Origin of the sequence: Massilia aurea, assembly GCF_024753205.1 — a bacterium.
GTDB lineage: Bacteria > Pseudomonadota > Gammaproteobacteria > Burkholderiales > Burkholderiaceae_D > Telluria > Telluria aurea.
Genome location: NZ_JANUGZ010000001.1, coordinates 510,720 through 529,180 on the forward strand (window position 1 = coordinate 510,720; position 18,461 = coordinate 529,180).

The window sequence follows — 18,461 nt, forward strand, 5'->3', positions numbered from 1 at the left end:
CGAGGGTTGTCGAGCAATAAAGTCTGCAACACGTTCCTCCATGAAGCAGGACGATTTCGGCTGGTGTCCGCGCAAATAAGGTTTGCCACGACTGCGCGAAGAACCATTCAAGATTGGCAGCTTGCAACAGTAAATTCTGCCCCGGCCTGCCAGCCGTGTGCATTGCCCGACAGTCTGCAGTCGACCTTGGAATCAACCTGTCGTAGCCAGATCCTAGATAGGATCCAGGTCGGATGGAAACCGACCATCGCCCAGCCACGCCTGTTGATTGAGGCCGTGCGCTTTATCTCGGCGATGCCAAGCGCGATTCATATGAGAGAAGACGTGGTCCAGTTGTATGCGTAGATCAACTTCGTGAAAGTCATCTGCTGCGTTTATCCCAGAAATTAGCGCCGTCAAGGGATCCTGGGCATCTTCAAGTTCATACATGAGCCCGGCCCACTCGACTGGTGAGGATTTTTTTCTTATCAATGGCATTCCATAAGTTTAGCCGACCAGTTTTGGGGATTCCGGACGTCTGCTTGTGGCCGAAATCGGGCGGTCGCTGTCAGGCCGGTTTCGACCCAAAGCAGATGTAGCAACATTTGTCCATCAAGCAAAATCAATCCGAAAAACTACGTCACCAAACTTCGGGACAAGCCAACATCGTTGTGCTGATACCGTCTGTTTCACGCCGCAGTCAATATGCCGATATTGAGCTTATGCATATGATCCGTAGGGGCCAATTCACAATCGAAAGCACTGCAGCCAGATCGTTTGCCAATCGATTTATGTGTTGCCACGAAAAATCAGTTCAGCTTGAAAGCGGTCCGCTCCTCGCTAGGGCATATGAACCTTAAATCGCTAACGCAACACATCTTCCCCTTACGATCTAGTTGTGGGCAGAGATAAGAAGGATTGATGATGAATGCCCTACAACCCTGCTGCCGAAAGCAGGCTTATTGCTTCAAGATGCTCTGCCGACAGTATAAGCCAATGATCAGTTTCCGACTGGAATTTCAAGAAAAATGTGTTTTTATTAATTGGCAGCTTCAATTTGTCTTCTTGGAGCTAGCGATAAGAATTTCGAGTATCTCAGTTTTCGACTTAGACCAGTCTATATTTAAAGTCTGGGATTGCCACCAGGTAACTATAGTAATCAAGCAATATAGAGTTCTGTCTGCTTCGTGAGCACCAAGTGGCACCCGGCTCTTGTGAGAAGCGGCATTTCGCCATTTCAAAAGTTCGTTAATATTGTCATTTATACGCAGTGGAAAAGGAGTGCGTTTAAATGTAATTTTTGATACTTCTTCTATTTTTTTGCCATTGAAAACTCTATCTTCCTGGATGATATTTACTATTTCACGCAACACCGGTTGCAACGAAACGGCGCCAGACTCGGCACTAATTTCTTTTATTAATTCAAACACTTTATCTGCAGGCCGCAAGACAGGCTTGGGTGGAGCAAAAATCCCATCCACCCTGCGATTTATTAGATCGAAAATTTGTCCAAGAGTAAGATTTCCTGGTGCCTGTTCTCTTAACAATGAGGTGAATATACGCTGCATATAGTCCTCGGCAATAAGCCCTAACGTACTAATACAATGCTGATAGTCGTCATTTTCATAATAATCAAGCGCTTGCAAAAATGCTGAATTCTGGAATGAATCGTTAATCACATGAGGCAAAATACCAGAAACCATTGAAAAGTACGGCTTCATTAGCGCCTCATCAGGTGCAAAAACTCGCACCAGTGTGGAATCAAAAATTGTCCCAAGTTCGCTATAAAATTCGCGCAGATTCTCCAGTGGCTCCCTGGAATTTGATACAAAACTAATTTCCCCGTTTGAGTTGGGCCCTTCCATGCAAATCACTAAACCGCTCTGAATGGCGTAAATCTTTTTCTCACCAACAGAGTGCAGATAAGAATCATAAAAAATCTTAGTGGAAAATATTTTATAGGCATCTTCATATTTTTCCTGAATCAAACCGCCATCGATTTCTTTCACCCACTCATCGGATTCCGCCAACCTAGGCGATTCCTTTCCCATTTGAGTGAGAACTATGGATCGAAATAATGCGTTTACTGAACTAATTCGAGAAGTAACCGACAATAGATGATCTCGCCTCTCTTCCGCAAGATTTTTAACAGCTATCATCTCCTTCCCCAAACCTTCGGCAGCAAGCACATCAGAAATACCAAGCTTATCAAGTATAAGCTTGGCAAAATCAGAGTCTTTTTTCCACTTTGCTTTTAATTCCCAGTAACCATTTTCGTACGGGGATAACAGGTAATCCAAGAGTGGTTTCGCTTGTGCCGATGAAAAAGCCTTCGATGACTTATTTTTCCGGGGCAATATCCCCTCTCCACGCGGCGGCTGCAAGCCTTGTGCATAAGTGAGGGCCCTCATCAAGGAAAACGTGGTTGCGGCCATTGGTTGTTTACTCCAAGTTATTAAAATTAGATAAAACGCGAGATTATTCCTTCAGCAACCATTTGTCTAGTGAAGTTTTTGAAATAGTTTTTCGAGACTCACTAGCAAGATGAAAAATCTCGCGCACGCCACAAACGTCGGCAATCGACCCAAACCAGACGGTTATCGTTTTGACGATGACGTTCTAGTAGACAGGCTAATCGATGTACAAAGCAGTTCTTTGAATGCGATTGATCAGGAGCTTGCCTGCTTTGTGTGCACGGTACAAAGCCACCTCTGGAAAGTAGCTTAGCTCATTGGGATCAGTGAAATCATTGTCCCCAAGCCTGATGCCAAGCGATTTCGCTGTCCAAGGTGGTGCTACCACTTGAGCGGCAATAAACTGATCGAAATCAGAGCCATATCGGAACGTCACCACTTCGCCTCCATTGTCCAAATTCCGAGTCGAATGGATGTCCTTAGCAGATTTTGGCGAGTAGTCAGGGGGTGCTTGTCGGTCGATCGCGCCAGTTGATATAGCCTGTTCATAGGTAGCGAATTCGAGGTCAACGTTGTTGCTGGAGATGATCAGTAGGGCCAATACGACCAAGGCAACCAGATTGAGAACGAGCAGAACGAGCCACTTAGCAAATGTTTGCATCACGTGGACTACCTCATGTACCGATTTGTTTGATGACCGCTACGGTCCGAAAGCGGCCTGTCGAGTATGCCTCAGCCTATAAGCTTTTTGCGGTTGGAACAAGCCCGGCGGAGTCGGTCGCCTTCGGCTTGTAGCAGCCTTTATTGTTCTGTGGCGAGCATCATAAGTAGTCCAAGCCACGCCAGCGCAACATACGCGAGGACGCGCATTTCACCCGGCCCGGTTTTAATAATCAACGTGATAATCCTTAGGAAACCTGGCGCCCGCAAACGCTTTTTTCTGCGTCCAATCCTGCGCCGCCGCAGTCCAGTACGAATCGGTCGCTGGCAATCCAAGCGGCAGGAAGCTGGCTGACGTGATGTACATGCTGCCGTTGTTCGAATACCAGTCGCCCAGTTCCGGCTGGGCGCCAACGAAACCGATGGTCAGAAAACCGCTCCTGGTGAAATTCGATGGCGCCGAGAAGATCCGTTCGTGCACCGCGCGCATGGCGCTGCGGACCTGCCCTTCCGGCAGCTTGGCTGGCAGTTGCTTTCTCAGCGCCAGCAAGGCCAGCGGCTGAAACGCCGCGGTGCGGTAGGTCAGCGACCGCCCGAACATCGGGAACGTGCCTTCGGGCGACACGAAGCGCTCCAGGTGTTCCGAGAAGCGCTGCATGCGCTTGAAGGCCAGTGCGCGCATCTCGTCCGGCTTGCCGTTCCAGAATGATCCCTTGTGCTGTTCCAGCACTTCCAGAATCTCGCACAGCATCGGGTGCATCACGTACGACCCGTAATAGTCGAAGTGGAAGGTTTCGCCGTCCTTGATCCAGCCGTCGCCCACGTACCATTCGTTGACCTTGCGGATGGCGACGTTCATGCGCATCGGATCGTAGGCTTCGCCGATCGACATCAGCCAGGCTTCGTTCATGGCCGCGAACAGCATCCAGTTGATGTACGGCGGCTCGATGCGTCGCAGCGATTTGATGTGGTCGACAATGCGGCGTTTGGTGGTGGCGTCGAGCGGTTCCCACAGCGCTTCGGGCGCGCGCATCAGGGCGTTGGTGTAGTACGCCGAGTCCACTAGCACCTGCCCGGGGCCCTCCCACATCAGCCGATCGGGACTGGCCGGGTCGACCGAGTTCACATAGCTTTGCCGGGCCATGTCCAGCAGGCGCTTGCGCGTGGCCCCCTCGGGCGTGCCGTCATCGGGCAGCGCCAGCCACGGCGCGGCGCCCGCGATCAGCCGGGCGAAGCATTCGAAGTAGCTGACACGCTTGTCGCGCCCGTCCCAGGTCGGGCTGACTTCGAGTTCGAACTTCCTGACCAGTTCACCCCGGGCCATGGCGGACAATACCGGCTCGGTCATCCTTTGCAGCAGGCCGGCCATGTAGGCGCGGTCGCTGGCCGGCTGTGCCGCCGGCTTGCTTGCAGCGCCTGCTTCGCCTGCGGCGGCCAGCGTGGCGGCCGAACCGGCTACCAGCGAGCCGAGAAAATTGCGTCGTTCCATCGTGTCTCCTGATCGTTATTCGTCGTTGTCACCGGGACGATGTCATTGCCTGCTTGTCGGTCACCAGCTTCTCCGCCACATACATCCGGTACTGCCGGATCCGGCCAGTCACGCCCTCGGCGCCCTGGCGCGGGGTATAGCGCGCGCCCGCCACGTCCACCTCTTGTCCCATATCCACGATCAGCTGGTGCGGGTGCGCCGCGCCGGCGCCGCTACCGCTGAACGCCGTGTGCCAGTGATCCGACGCCTGGCCGTTGATGGCGTTGAGTGCCGAGCCATCCTCTTTCTTGCGCTCTTCGCTGCTGACATACAGGATGGTCCAGGATTGCTGGTTGAGCGGCTTGCCGTCAGGGCCGAACAGTGCGATCTCGCCCACCGCCGCGTACTGCTTGCCGTCAAAGGCGCTTAGCGACTCCAGGCAGAAATGGCGGCCCCTGACCGGCGCTGCAAACCGCACCTCCTGCGTGGCGCCGCCGGGCGCGAATTGCCCTTCATGCGCTGGCTTGACATTGGCCAGCGCGGGCTTGACGGTGCTCGGTGGCCGCGGCAGGTCTTTCTCGGGGTGCAGGTCATCGAGAATCGGCTCGGCGCGCCCGGCGATGCGCGCCACGGAGGGCCCGGTCAGGTCCAGCACCACGATCTCGTTGCGTCCCTTGTTGATCCACGGGCCCGGCAGGTACATGGTCTGGGTCGGCCCGATGTTCCAGTAGCGGCCCAGGCAGCGCCCGTTGATCCACACGATGCCCTGGCCCCAGCTGGACATGTCGAGGAACGTGTCGCCAGTGCGCTTGACCTCGAAGCTGCCGCGCCAGAACGCCGGTCCCTTGGCCCGGCCCCTGGCAAACTTCAGCGGTGGCAGCACGCCGTCGGCATCGAAATCGATAGCGCGGATCTCCCAGCCTTCCACCGCCTGAGGCGCGCCCTCCCCTGCCGTGAACGTCACCGGCCCATGCAAGCCCTTGCGGTCATGCACCTCCATGCCGAAGTTTACGCGCGCGATGGTGTACAGCAGGATGTCGACCGTGACCGGCTTGGAGCGCGCCGGCAGCGCCACCGAAAAGCGGCGGTAGCGCGTGTCCATGGTGCCCACCAGCTTGCCGTCCACGTGCACCCAGGCCAGGTCGCGCACCTTGGCTGCAGCCAGCACGCCTGCCGGACCCGCTGGCAGGCGCACGCGGTAGGCCACCAGCCCGCGGCTGATGTCGTAGTGCTCGATCGGCTCCGGCGACGCGGTCTTGATGACGCGCTCGGGCAAGTTGGCGAACACCGGCGCGGTCTCGTTCAGCGCGAAGGCGTCGATGGTGATGACCGGATTGTTTGCCGGTGGCTCGGGCAAGGTTTCGCCCGGCGCGAGGAACGGGCGCATGCCCTCGCGGTAGGTCTCGAACTTGGTGCCGACCCAGCCGGCCTCGCTGATCGGGGCGTCGTAGTCGTAGCTGGTGGTGTCGGGCCGGAATGGCCGGTCGCAACCAGCCCACAGGCCGAAGGTCGTGCCGCCGTGCGCCATGTACAGGCTGAACGAGCCGTTGTTCTTCAACATGTACGCGATGTCCTGCAGGGCGCGCGCATTGTCGCCGCGCCGGTGCGGATTGCCCCAGGTGTCGAACCAGCCGGAATAGTATTCGCCGCACATCAACGGGCCCTGCTGGACCGCCTTCAGCGCCGCGAAGCCGCGCTCGGGATCGCTGCCGAAGTTGGCCACCGACAGCAGCCCGGGGATATGGGTCTTGGCAACCATATTGGTTGGATTGCACTGGAACAGTGGCACGTCGAATGTCGCGTCCAGCAGCGCCTGGCGCATCACGTGCATGTATTCCTTGTCCTCGCCGAAGAAGCCGTACTCGTTCTCGACCTGCACCATCAGGATCGGCCCGCCCCGGGTGACCTGCATCGGCCCGAGCACGCGCCCGACTTCGGCCAGGTAGCGGCGCGCCGGGTCGACAAAGGCCGGGTCGCGCGAACGCAGGAAGCTGTCGGACGGGCTTTTCTTGAGCAGCCACCACGGCAGCCCGCCCATCTCCCACTCGGCGCAGGCATACGGGCCGGGCCGCAGGATGACCCACAGGCCTTCCTGCTGCGCCAGCCGGCAGAACTCGACGGCGTCCCGCTGCCCGGCCCAGTCGTAGCGCCCTTCGCGCCACTCGTGGTAATTCCAGAACAGGTAGGCGCAGACGGTATTCAACCCCATCGCGCGGATGGCGCGCAGGCGATGTGCCCAGTACTCGCGCGGGACGCGGGCGAAGTGCATCTCGCCGCAGCGGATCTGGATCGGTTTGCCGTCCAGCAGGAAGTCCTGCGAACCGACGGCAAAGCGCGACGACGCGGCCTGCGCGACGACGCGCATCGGAACCAGCGCGCCGCTGACGGCGGCGGCCGCGCCTTGCAGAAGGCGGCGGCGGGGAATGGTGGTGGTCATGGTTATATCACTCGATATGCATGGCGCCTTGCGGCGAAAGTCCAGTGGTCAGACACCTCGCGGCCACGGTCAGCCGCCGACAAACCGGCTCATCTCGGCGGCGGCCAGCAGGAAGGCGCCGACGCCGAACGGCGCGGTCGATTCCTGGTCGACGCGCTGGCCGGGAATCGCCCGCTCACCGATTGGCTGCACGTAACCGAACTTGCCGCTGGCGGCCAGCGCGGTGCGCGACAGGAATGCCCAGCTCCTGGCCACCACCGGCGTGTACTCGTCGTGATCCAGGATGCCGTGGTTGATGCCCCACAGGTAGCCATAGGTGAAGAAGGCGGTGCCGCTCGACTCCGGTCCCGGCGCATGGTTCGGGTCGAGGATGCTGCGGGTCCAGTAGCCTGCTGCCTGCTGCGCGGGCTTGAGCGCGCGCGCCATGCGGCGGTAGCGGTCCAGCATCAGCGCGTAGGCAGCGTGATCCTTCGGCAGATCGGCCAGCACCTTGGCCAGACCCGCGAACACCCAGCCGTCTCCGCGCGCCCAGAAGTCCTTGCCGCCGTTGGATGCCTTGTGCTTTGGATAGACGTATTTGGCGTCGCGGTAGTACAGGCCGGCGTCCTGGTCGAACATCAGCTGGTCGGCCCAGACGAAGTACAGGTGCAGCTTGTCGAGGTAGCGCTTGTCGCCGGTCACCTTGTACAGCTTGGTCATGGCCGGCATCACCATGTACAGGCCGTCGGCCCACCACCAGTAATCGACGTTCGGCGTGCGCATCTGGTGCTCGAACACCTCGAGCGCACGGGCGATCTTGCGGCGGTCTTTGGCCGGATCGAGCCGGTACAGGTCGACGTAGGTCTGGAAGCAGATCTGCCAGTCGCCGAACAGCACATAGTCGTCGGTTTCGCCGTACTGGTACTTCCACGCCGCCTTGTCCTGCGATTTCGCGCCGCTCCAGCCATTGTGCTCGGCCCAGGCGCTCGAGTACTGGCGGTATCGTTCATTGCGGGTGACGGCGTAGGCTTCCATATTGCCGGTGTGGTAGGCCGCGTAGTCCCAGAACGCCCAGCTGGTGGGCTGGTGGTTGGCCTGCCAGTAGTCGTTGGCATGGGTGAGCGTTTCCAGCACTTCGATGCGGGTTGCGTTGACGCTGGTGGCATTGCGGTTGGGCGCGCCCGTGGTGCAGCCGGCTCCCAGCGCCGCGCCGCTGGCCAGCAGCGCCTTCAGGTACAGTCTTCTCTTGAACATTGGTGTTGTCATCCTCGTGGTTTCACTTGTTGAGGGCCGGCGTCCACTCCAGCACCTGCACCTGGGTCGGCGCGGCCTCTTCCACGCCTTCGGCGTCGGCCTGCCGGACACGCTGCGCGTACAGATGAAGCTCCCCGCGCTGGCGCCACAACTGCGTATCGAAGCTCGGTTCCCAGGCGCCGACCGACGATTCGCTCAGGTCGCGCACCGACCATCTGGCGCTGTCGAAATCCTCGATGCGCACCACCGAAACGCGACTGCCGCGCTCCTCGTCGCGAAACACCAGCAGGCCGGCGGCCCGGTCTGCATTCGTATCGACCATGATCTGCGGTCGCGAGATGGGAATGGCCTTGGTGCCCTGGCCGCTGAGCGAAAACGGCGTCTTGCGGAAGTTCAGGTCGAGCTGGCGCCACCCGCTGCCGGTGTGATAGACCACGTGGTACTGCGGAATCTGCCGCCCGGCCGCGCGCCAGTACGAGGCGATGTAGGGGTTGCCGCGCTTGTCCGCCGCCATCGAGGTCTGGTTGATCAATTCGCTGTTCTGCGGTATCCGCGCCGCGTACTCGGCGTTCGCGGCGGTGATGGGCAACGCATAGGGCTTGCCGGACGTGGTCTGCCACGAGCGGCCCTCGTCCACCGAACGGGCATAGGCCAGGTCGTGGTTGCTGGCGACATCGGGTGACTCACGCCACACCCACGAGACGTGGATGGTGCCGTGCTGGTCGACAAACGCCTGCCAGTAGGCATTGCGCTGCTGTTCGCCGCTGATCAGGTTACTGTGCACGCGGGTCCAGGTGGCGCGCGCCCGGTCGTAACGGTTCAGCACCATGTTGCCCCTCCCCGACCCACCGTCACGGTAAAAGAACAACAGGTCACCGCCCGGCAACAGGTGGAACTCGGGGTAGCTGACCGACCCTTCGTCCAGGCCCACCATCGGCCGCTTCTCACCCAGCGCCAGCGACCCGGGTTGCAGACTGCGGGCATAGCGCAGCGGGTCGTTGTGGTGGTCCCAGGCCAGGTGCAGAAAGCCGTCGCCGTCGACCATGATGCTGATGCTGTTGTGGGCGTCGGCGGCATTGCCGCGGTATTGGGTGCGTGCCAGCTGCCAGCGCGCTGTGCCAAGCTGGCGCTTGCCCAGGACCACATTGGCATCCTGGTCGTAGAACGCGATGTATTGCGTGTCGCCATGCGACACCAGCGAATTCTTGCGAAACACCACGGCATTGACCGAGTTTTTCGCCCAGCCCGGGCCGACCTCGACCACATTGGCAGGCCCGCCATCACCGGGCGACGCGCAGCCGCCCAGCAACAGGGTGATCGAAGCGAGAGCGGCGGAAAGAATGTGTGATGTCATGCAAGCGCAAGAAAGGTCAAGTTGCAGCCACCAGGCTTACAGGCTGCCACGCAGACCGATCTTGACCGTGCGGCCGTCGTACTTGGCGTAGTCCATCCGGGTCTTCCTGCCGCTGCCATACTGGCCGGTGGCGTCCTCGAAGTAGTCGTACACCAGCGTGTTCGACAGATTCAACGCGTCAAGGCGCAGTTCGAGCTTGTCGCTGAGCCTGTAGCTGATCGAGCCATCCAGATAGCCGCGCGCGCCGTTCCAGCGAATCAGGTCGTCGCCGTTATTGCGCGGATTGCCCGAGTGTAGCGACCGGCCCTTCTGATTGAACGAGAAACGCACGGCCAGCGGGCCACGGTCATAAAAACCGGTCACACTGTACGCATACTTCGGCACCGAATTAACGTCGATCTCGCGGCCGGCATTGGTGATCCATTTGGCGCTGTTGAACGGGTCGATGTAGGTGTAACTGGCCAGTGCGCCGAAGCCCTTGAACGGGTCGGGCAAGAAGTCGAAGTTCTGCTGGTACGCCAGTTCCAGGCCCTTCAGGGTCTGCTTGCCCGCGTTGATGGACGTGTTGAGCGTCATCGGCAGGTTCGGATCGACCCGGCCCGAGGCATCCCGGAACAACGCGCCCATGACCGTATCCGGCAGACCCAGCGCACCGAACGTGGTCTGCGTGGACACGTTCGCGGTGGCGTCGGTCAGCTCCTTCTTGAACAGCGCGGCGGACAGCAGGCTGCCCGGCTGGAAGTACCATTCCAGGCTGGTGTCGATGTTGGTCGACGCCTGCGGACGCAGGTTCGGGTTGCCTGACGTGGCGACAGGGTCGAACGGATTCGGAACAACAGTCTGGGCGGCGATGATCGACAGCGATGCGCGCGAGATGGTCTTGCCCCACGAGGCGCGCCACATCAGGGTGTCGGTCAGGTCGAACGCTGCCGACATCGCCGGCAGCACATTGCTGTACTTGCCGTGCTCTTCGTTCGGATCGTACGGCAGGTTGGGCCCGCGGCGCTTGTAGTTGCCGATGTCGGTCTGGGTTTCCGAATAGCGCACGCCCGCGTTCATGCGCAGCTCGCGCCCCAGAACCTGGCCGCGGAAGTCCGACTGGACGAAGGCGGTGCGGACCTCCTCCACGGCGGTGAAGCTGTCTGCCGGGGAAAATGTGCCATCGGGATTGAGCGCGTACGGATTGAAGTTGCCGTACGCGTAATCGCGGTTGAAGGTGGCCCAGTTACCTGGCCAGCCGGCGCCGATGTCGAGGTTATCGATCGGCAGGGTCGACGTCATGCCGGCGCGCATGCCGGCCGCACCCACCTGGTTGATCTTCGCGGTCCCGTTCGCGGTGCCGTTGCGCCGGTGGATGTCCTTGGTGGTTTCGACATACACCACGCCGCCCTTCAGCCGCCCGGTCCACTCGCCCGGCAGGTCGTAATCATAGTCGGCGATCAGGCGCGCCTGGCGGCCCTTGTCGAGTTCACGCAGCAGCCCGGTCGAGTTGGCGAAGCCGGCAAAATTGCCGGCATCGGTATAACTGGTCGGCGAGGACAGCGATGGATAGACGTGGTCGCTGCCGTAGTCGATGGTCGAGGTGATGCCGAAGATCTGGCCCGACAGTTCGGTGCTTGCGCGCTCGGCCTTGCTGGCGTTGTCGCTGATCTGGCCGGTCAGGGTCAGCTTGTCGGTGGCTTTCCACTGGGCGTTCAGGGCGTTGTAGCGAAAGCGCGTCTCGTCGGTGCTGTACAGGGCGCCGCTGCTGTAGGACGTATTGCCGAACGTGCCGGTCAGCAGGTTCGAGGACGGATCGATTTTCACGTCGATCGGCACCAGCCCGTTGTGATTATTGGTGCCCGGCGCTGCGGTGGCACGACCGGACTCGGTGGTGCGCGTGCTGCGGATCAGGGCGCCAAAGAAAATCTCGTCGCGCTCGTTCTCCAGCTTCGAGTACAGCGTATCGAACGACAGGTTCAGGGTTGGCGTCTTGTACTGCAGCGACGACACCATGCCGTCGCGCGAGCGCTCGTTGCTCGATCCATAGAAACGGTAGATGCGGGGCAGCAGCGCATTGTCGACCTGCTCGCGGGTGTAACCCGACAGGTTGGCGCGCGGGTCGTTATAGTCAAGCGCCAGCGCGAAGTTGCCGCGCACCGGCGTCTGGCTGCCAAGCGCCGAGCTGTTGTAGCCGCCCGTCGCTTCGAAACCGGACCGGTTGTTGGTGCCGCCCGAGTGCGAGCCGCCCACCAGCAGGCCCCACTGGCCCCAGGTCTTGGACATCAGCGCGAAGCCCATCGGGTCGATCTTCTTCGACGTGGTGTTGTAGCTGGCCGTGGCGCCATAGCGCACCGCGCCCTTCGGATTGTCGAACGGGCGCGGGCTCTGCAAATCGACCACGCCACCCAGACCGCCTTCGGTCAACTCGGCCAATGGCGTTTTATAAAAGTCGACGCGGCCGAACAGTTCAGACGCGAACACGTCGTAGTTGAAGCCGCGCGCCGCGCCGCCGATACCGCTGGTGGACGTGGCGTTGACCGGCGCGCCGTTCAGCGTCGTCACCGAATACGCGGTTGGCAGGCCGCGGATCGAAATACGCTGCCCTTCGCCCGAGCTCTCGTCGCGCACCAGGATCACGCCCGGCACGCGCTGCAGCGATTCGGCGATATTCGCCTCGGGGAATTTGCCGATGTCCTCGGCCACGATCGAATCCCGTACGCCGATGGCCTGCTGCTTCAGGTTCAGCGCCTTCTGCAGGCTGGAGCGAAAGCCTGTCACCAGGACGGTGGCGACGGGGGCGTCGGCGGCCGGCGCTGCGGTGCCCGCTGGCGTGACCGAGGCCGGTGTTGCATCTTCCCGTGCGTCGGCCGCGGTCTGGGCATGCGCCTGGGTACCGTAGGCCGTTGCCAGCGCGAGCGCCAGCTGCGTTACTAACATTTTCTGTCTCATCTCTCTGTCTCCGTAGGTGAACTACAGCACCCGGTGTCTTCGCACCCTGGGCATGTGGTCACGTTACCATCACGGTTTTGATTTGCAAGACGTCAAGATTTTTGGCGCGCGAAACGCTCACGCAAGTACCTGAATACGTAAGAAAAAATCACGAAATTTATATTTTCGCGGCAAGTGGTATCGTCACCACATGTCCTGCATATCTCTCTGATCGATGTACCGAACTTGCCTCCAGACACTACAATCATCGTCTCGAAATCAATGGATGCCGCATGCGCAAGCCGAGTAAATTGAGTGAAGTGGCCAAGCTGGCGGGGGTGTCCCCGATCACGGCGTCGCGGGCGATCCGCGGGGTCGGCTACGTGTCGGAAGCGACCCGTGCACGCATCATGGAAGCGGCCGCAACACTCCACTACACGCCGGACATGCTGGCGCGGCGCATGCGCGGCGACAAGAGCAACCTGATCGGCGTTTTCGTCAACAATTACGGTTCCGTGATCCTGCACGAGATTATCCGCACCATCAGCGACCATGCGCGCGCGCGCGGCTACGACCTGATCATTTTCAATGCCGAACGCTTCGCCGGTCCGGGCCGGATGGGCACCAGCGAGATGCTGAGCAAGCTGTGCGACGGCCTGCTGCTGGTACTGCCCAGCTGCGGCGACGAGTACCTGGATGTGGTCAACGAATGCCGCTTTCCCTGCGTCTTGATGAACTTCGAGGCGCAGGACATGAACGTGCCGGTGATCACGGTCGAGAACCGTATCGGCGCGCGCACCGCTACCGGGCACCTGCTGTCGCTGGGACACCGCCGGATCGCCTTCATTGCCGGCAACCCTGGTACGGGGCAGAGCGCGGAACGCTACCGGGGCTATTGCGAGGCGCTGGCCGCCGCGGGCATCGAACCCGATCCGGCTCTGGTGGTGCAAGGCGCGTTCAACCAGACCTCGGGCTATGCGGCCACCGAGCAGTTGATGGCGCTGCCCAACCCGCCCAGCGCGATCTTTGCCGCCAACGACGAGATGGCGTTTGGCGCCATGGATGCACTCAAGAGCCGCGGCCTGTCGGTGCCGGGCGATGTGTCGGTGATCGGCTTCGACGATATTCCGACGTCGAGCTATGTCTTTCCCAAACTGACCACCATGCGCCCGCCGTACGACGCCATGAGCGAGCGCGCGGTCACCGAGGTCATCGCCCTGATCCAGGGCGCCGAGATCAAGCCGGCAAAGATTCGCTACAGCCTGGAACTGGTGATGCGCGACTCAACTGCCCCGCCAGCGCGCACCTGACGTGAAAGCCTGAGGCGCTCTGGGGGTTAGAAGTATTGGCGCCAGTCGCTCAGCCAGGCAGGGAATGCGGTGGCGGGCATGGGGTTGGCGATGTGGTAGCCCTGGGCGTAGGTGCAGCCGAGGGCTTGCAGGAAGTCCCAGTCGCGGCGGGTTTCGACGCCGACGGCGACTGATTTGCGGTCCAGGCTGTGGGCCAGGCTCAGGCAGGAGCGCAGGAGCGTGCTCAGCGGCAGGCGGCGTGAGGCGCCGTCGACGAAGCTGCGGTCGATCTTCAGTTCGGTGAACGGGATGCGCGCCAGCAGCTGCAGGTTTGAGCGGCCGGTGCCATAGTCGTCGATGGCCAGGCCGAAGCCCATCATCCGCAGCCGAACCAGGCGCTCGATGAAGTCGGGGTCCGTGTTCAGCACTGACGATTCCGAGATCTCGAAGGTCACGTCGGTCGCGGCGACCCCGTGGCGCTCCAGGCACGCCGACATCTGGCGCACGAACGCAGGATGGGCCAGCGTTTCGGAGGCGATGTTCAGCGAGATCGGGATCGCGATGTCCTGGTCCTGCAGCCAGCGCTGGCGCTCGACCGACAACTCGATCATGCTCCAGTCGAGAAAGTCGATGCGGCCGCTCTCGCCCAGCGCATCGACGAACGAGGCCGGCCCCAGCACCCCATGCTCCGGGTGATTCCAGCGCGCGAATACCTCGAGGCCTTTGACCTGCCCCGTCGCCAGCTCGATCTTCGGCTGGAAGTACGGCTCGAACTGACGCTTTTGCAGGCCGATGCCCACTTGCTGGAACGTGAAGCGCGGCTCGGCTGGCGTCTGGGCGAGGCGCGGCAATGGCGTGTAATTCTCGAGCACCGGCTTGAGCGTCACGGCGGTGACCGGCCGGGCGATGGCGCCAAGCAGCTCGATGCCGAAGGCTTCGGCCAGCGTCTCGACGGAAAACAGCAGGCCTGCCGGCTGCGCGCCGGTGACGATCAGGCGCGCGCCGCACTGGATCTCGCCCAGGCGCCGCAGCAGCGTCAAGCCGTCCATGCCAGGCAAATCGAGGTCGATCAGCGCGACGTTGACGCGGGGCGTCGCACTGGCTTCCAGCGCCTGCAGCGCAGCCGCGCCGTCGGCGACGTCGGTGACCTGGCCGGCGCCGAGTTGCCCCAGCAGGGCCACCAGCGCCCGGCGTTCGGAAGGGTCGGCTTGCGCCACCAGAAAATGCAAATGCGCGATGTCCATCGTTACTCCACGTTACAAGCCGCTAGCCTACTGGATGGCGCGGACGCCGTCTATGCCTGCTGCTGGCGCAGGCCTTCAAAGAAGCACACGGCGGCGCAGGCGGCGACATTGAGCGACTCCACCTGCCCCAGATGCGGCACCGCGACGCGGTGCGTGGCCAGCTCCAGTACCTCGTTTGAGACGCCCTGCCCTTCGTGCCCCAGCACCCACGCCACAGGTAGCCGCAGGTCCAGCGTATACAGGCCTTCGGCCGCATAGCCGCTGGTGGCCAGCACCGGCACCTGCGCCGTGCGCACCAGGTCCGCCAGTTCGACGTGCTCGAAGATCTCCAGCACGAAGTGCGCGCCCATCGCCGCGCGCAGCACCTTCGGCGACCAGCAGAACGCAGTGCCGGGGCTGCAGTACACCTGCTTGACGCCGGCAGCAGCAGCGCTGCGCAGGATCGATCCGACGTTGCCCGGGTCCTGCACGCCATCGAGCAGCACGCTGGCCATCACCAGCGCCGGCGCCGTTGCCGGCTGCGGCGTGTCGATCACGAACAGCAGATGCACGCCATGCTCGACCTGGCTGACGGCGTTGAACAGCGCATCGGGCAGCGCAGTCACCGGCGCGTTCACGGCGCCGCAGCGCGCGACGATGGCCTGCACTTCCGGGTTGCCCAATGCCCCCTCGGACGCCACGCAGTGGCGTGGCGCGCCGCGCAGGTCGAGCCAGGTCTGGCACAGGTGCACGCCGTCGAGCAGGCTGTGACCAGCCTTGCGCCGCGCCTGCGAGCTGGTGGCGAGCGCCTTGATCTCTTTATAAAACGCGTTATCGCGCGAGGTGATGGTCTTCATGCGCTCACCCCATTGCCAGCCATGACGCCGAACAAATCGGTCTGCAGCATCCCACGCACCGGTGCAAACGAGCGCCGGTGCGCCGGCGACGGCCCGTGCGCGCCCAGGCGTTCCAGGTGCAGCGCGGTGCCATAGCCCTTGTGCTGATCAAAGCCATATTGCGGATACTGTTCGTGCAGCCGCACCAGCGCCGCGTCGCGCGCGGTCTTGGCCAGGATCGACGCGGCTGAAATTGCATTGACCTTGTCGTCGCCCTTGACGATCGCGTGCGCGCGCACCGTCAGCTCGGGGCAGCGGTTGCCGTCGATGAGCGCGATGGTCGGCGCGTGCTGCAGCGCCTCCACGGCGCGGCGCATCGCCAGCATGGTCGCCTGCAGAATGTTGATCCTGTCGATTTCTTCGCACGAGCATTCCGCCACTGCCCAGGCCAGCGCTTGCGCGCGGATCAGCGGCGCGAGTTCGTCGCGCCGCGCGGCGGTCAGTTTTTTTGAATCGCGCAGGCCATCGATCGGACGGCGCGGATCGAGGATGACGGCCGCAGCAAACACGGGTCCTGCCAGCGGGCCGCGCCCGGCTTCGTCAACGCCGCACACGATGTCCAGTGCGGTGAACGGCCGGCCCCTGGTGGGCAGGCCCGGATACAGATTGATTCTGGTTTTTGTCATCTACGTGTTCCAGGCGCCGCGCGCCCGATAATCTGCAGCACCGCCTGCGCGCTCTCTTCGGCGCTGTTGCGCAGCAGGCTGTGATGCATGTCGAGGAAGCGCTGCGCCAGGCGCTCTCGCCCTGCGGTGTCTTGCAGCTGGCGCCAGACGGCGTCGGCCAGCGCTTCGGGCGTGGCCGCATGCTGCAGCAGCTCGGGCACGACGAATTCGCGCGCCAAAATGTTGGGCAGGCCGATCCACGGCTGGTAACCCATGTGCCGCATGATCTCCCACGAAGCGCGCATGACCTTGTAGGCGATGACCATCGGCTTCTTGAATAGCGCCACTTCCAGCGTGGCCGTACCGGAGGCGACCAGCACCGCATCGGCGGCGGCAATCGCCGTATGCGAGCCTTCGGCAGTCACGATCAGCTCCACGCCCTGCAGGCCGGCTGCGGTGACGATCTGGTCGAAATACGCCCGCTGGCGCTCGCCGACCATGGGCACGACAAAGCGCAGGCCAGGATCGCGCGCCGCCAGCAGCTGCACGGCGCGCACGAATGGCTCGGCCAGGTATTTCAGTTCGCCCATGCGGCTGCCCGGCATGACGGTAACGACACGCGCATCATCTGGTAACCCCAGTGCGCGGCGCGCACCGGCCACGTCGGGCGCCAGCGGAATCGTCTCGGCCAGCGGGTGCCCGATATACGTCACGGGCACGCCGGCAGCGCGGTAGATCGCTTCTTCGAACGGGAAGATGACGAGCATGTGCGACACCGCGCGCTGGATCTTCTTGATGCGGCCACCGCGCCAGGCCCAGATCTGCGGCCCGATGAAGTGCACCGTCGGGATGCCGGCGGCGCGCAACTGCTCCTCCAGGCCCAGGTTGAATCCGGGGTAGTCAGCGCCGATGAAGGCGGCCGGCTGCTCGGCGATCAGCCGATCGCGCAGGCGGCTCTGGATGCCCTTGAGCTCGCGGTAGCGGGGAATGACTTCGAACAGACCGCGCACCGTCAGCAGGTCCATCGGGACGTCGCTCACCATGCCCTGCTCAATCATGCGCGGCCCACCGATACCGTGGAAGCGCGCTTGTGGCAGATGCGGGCGCAGGCCGGCCAGCAGGCGCGCCGCCAGCATGTCGCCGGACGCTTCGCCGGCCACCAGGGCCAGCGACACATCGCGGGCCGCAGTGGACGGCACGCCGTCAGCGAACGATGCCACGGCTTGCGGTGCCGAGGAAATCGCGCAGCAGGCGAATGTCGTTTGCTGCTGCCGGCAGGCGTTCTTCTTCGGCCTGCAGCGCGGCTTTCGATTCTTCGAGCGTCAGGCCGTTCCGGTACAGCAGCTTGTAGGCGCTGCGGATGCCGTCGAGCTGCTCGCGCGTAAAGCCGCGGCGCTTGAGGCCTTCGAGGTTGACGCCGCGCGCACCGGCCGGATTGCCCGATACCAGCACGTACGGCGGCACATCCTGTGTCAGGCTCGTGTACATGCCGATGAATGCGTGGGCGCCGATCTTGCAGAACTGGTGCACGCCGACGAAGCCGGACAGGATCGCCCAGTCGCCCACGTGCACATGGCCCGCGAGCTGCGCATTGTTCGAGAAGATCGTGTTGCTGCCGACCTGGCAGTCGTGCGCCAGGTGGACGTAGGCCGAAATCCAGTTGTCGTTGCCCAGGCGCGTGACGCCTTCATCCTGCACTGTGCCGAGGTTGAAGCTGACGAATTCGCGCACGGTGTTGCGGTCGCCCACTTCAAGCCGCGTCGGCTCGCCCTGCCACTTCTTGTCCTGTGGCGCAGCGCCAATGGAGCAGAACTGGAAGAACTTGTTGTCCTTGCCGATCGTCGTGTGGCCATCGATGACGACGTGCGGCCCGATCACGGTGCCGGCATCGATGCGGACGTTCGGCCCGACGATCGAATAGGCCCCGACCTCGACCGAGCTGTCGAGCTGCGCCTGCGGATCGACAATCGCGGTTGGATGGATCTTGCTCATC

Annotated in this window: 13 protein-coding genes; 1 reads left to right on the plus strand and 12 read right to left on the minus strand. The window is 62.0% G+C overall.

Annotation, left to right across the window (positions count from 1 at the left end; genetic code table 11):
• Positions 1-1,031: 1,031 nt before the first annotated feature.
• The 7 genes from NX775_RS02080 to NX775_RS02110 form a co-directional block, all read right to left on the minus strand.
• Positions 1,032-2,414 carry a hypothetical protein gene (locus tag NX775_RS02080; protein WP_258834490.1) on the minus strand — a complete coding sequence of 461 codons (1,383 nt, stop codon included), beginning with the start codon at positions 2,412-2,414 and terminating at the stop codon, positions 1,032-1,034.
• 196 nt (positions 2,415-2,610) lie between these two features.
• The gene (locus NX775_RS02085; protein ID WP_258834491.1) at positions 2,611-3,057 is read right to left on the minus strand and encodes a YbbD-related protein; all 447 of its coding nucleotides are present in this window, start codon (positions 3,055-3,057) and stop codon (positions 2,611-2,613) included.
• A gap of 222 nt (positions 3,058-3,279) precedes the next feature.
• On the minus strand, positions 3,280-4,542 hold the full coding sequence (locus tag NX775_RS02090) for a DUF2264 domain-containing protein (RefSeq protein WP_258834492.1): 1,263 nt from the start codon (positions 4,540-4,542) through the stop codon (positions 3,280-3,282).
• A gap of 28 nt (positions 4,543-4,570) precedes the next feature.
• Complete coding sequence (locus NX775_RS02095) at positions 4,571-6,958, minus strand: beta-galactosidase (protein ID WP_258834493.1); 2,388 nt, start codon at positions 6,956-6,958, stop codon at positions 4,571-4,573.
• A 69-nt stretch (positions 6,959-7,027) separates the two neighbouring features.
• The gene (locus NX775_RS02100; RefSeq protein WP_258834494.1) at positions 7,028-8,191 is read right to left on the minus strand and encodes a glycoside hydrolase family 88/105 protein; all 1,164 of its coding nucleotides are present in this window, start codon (positions 8,189-8,191) and stop codon (positions 7,028-7,030) included.
• 22 nt (positions 8,192-8,213) lie between these two features.
• Positions 8,214-9,545: a BNR repeat-containing protein gene (locus NX775_RS02105; protein WP_258834495.1), complete on the minus strand. Its 1,332-nt coding sequence runs from the start codon at positions 9,543-9,545 to the stop codon at positions 8,214-8,216.
• Positions 9,546-9,581: 36 nt separating this feature from the next.
• On the minus strand, positions 9,582-12,464 hold the full coding sequence (locus NX775_RS02110) for a TonB-dependent receptor (RefSeq protein WP_258834496.1): 2,883 nt from the start codon (positions 12,462-12,464) through the stop codon (positions 9,582-9,584).
• Between the two features lie 284 nt (positions 12,465-12,748).
• On the opposite strand from NX775_RS02110, the gene NX775_RS02115 reads away from it, so the two are divergent.
• Positions 12,749-13,765: a LacI family DNA-binding transcriptional regulator gene (locus NX775_RS02115; RefSeq protein ID WP_258834497.1), complete on the plus strand. Its 1,017-nt coding sequence runs from the start codon at positions 12,749-12,751 to the stop codon at positions 13,763-13,765.
• A 26-nt stretch (positions 13,766-13,791) separates the two neighbouring features.
• Here the strand turns inward: NX775_RS02115 and NX775_RS02120 are convergent, their stop codons facing one another.
• From NX775_RS02120 to lpxA, 5 genes are read right to left on the minus strand one after another with little or no spacing between them, the layout of a single operon-like run.
• Complete coding sequence (locus NX775_RS02120) at positions 13,792-14,988, minus strand: EAL domain-containing response regulator (RefSeq protein ID WP_258834498.1); 1,197 nt, start codon at positions 14,986-14,988, stop codon at positions 13,792-13,794.
• Positions 14,989-15,038: 50 nt separating this feature from the next.
• Complete coding sequence (locus tag NX775_RS02125) at positions 15,039-15,824, minus strand: TrmH family RNA methyltransferase (RefSeq protein WP_258834499.1); 786 nt, start codon at positions 15,822-15,824, stop codon at positions 15,039-15,041.
• A complete protein-coding gene (gene rnhB / locus NX775_RS02130; RefSeq protein WP_258834500.1) occupies positions 15,821-16,489 on the minus strand; it encodes a ribonuclease HII in 669 nt (222 codons plus the stop codon). The genes NX775_RS02125 and rnhB overlap by 4 nt, the downstream gene beginning before the upstream one ends.
• Positions 16,486-17,688: a lipid-A-disaccharide synthase gene (gene lpxB / locus NX775_RS02135; protein ID WP_258834501.1), complete on the minus strand. Its 1,203-nt coding sequence runs from the start codon at positions 17,686-17,688 to the stop codon at positions 16,486-16,488. The genes rnhB and lpxB overlap by 4 nt, the downstream gene beginning before the upstream one ends.
• On the minus strand, positions 17,672-18,460 hold the full coding sequence (lpxA, locus tag NX775_RS02140; RefSeq protein WP_258834502.1) for an acyl-ACP--UDP-N-acetylglucosamine O-acyltransferase: 789 nt from the start codon (positions 18,458-18,460) through the stop codon (positions 17,672-17,674). The genes lpxB and lpxA overlap by 17 nt, the downstream gene beginning before the upstream one ends.
• Position 18,461 lies beyond the last annotated feature (1 nt).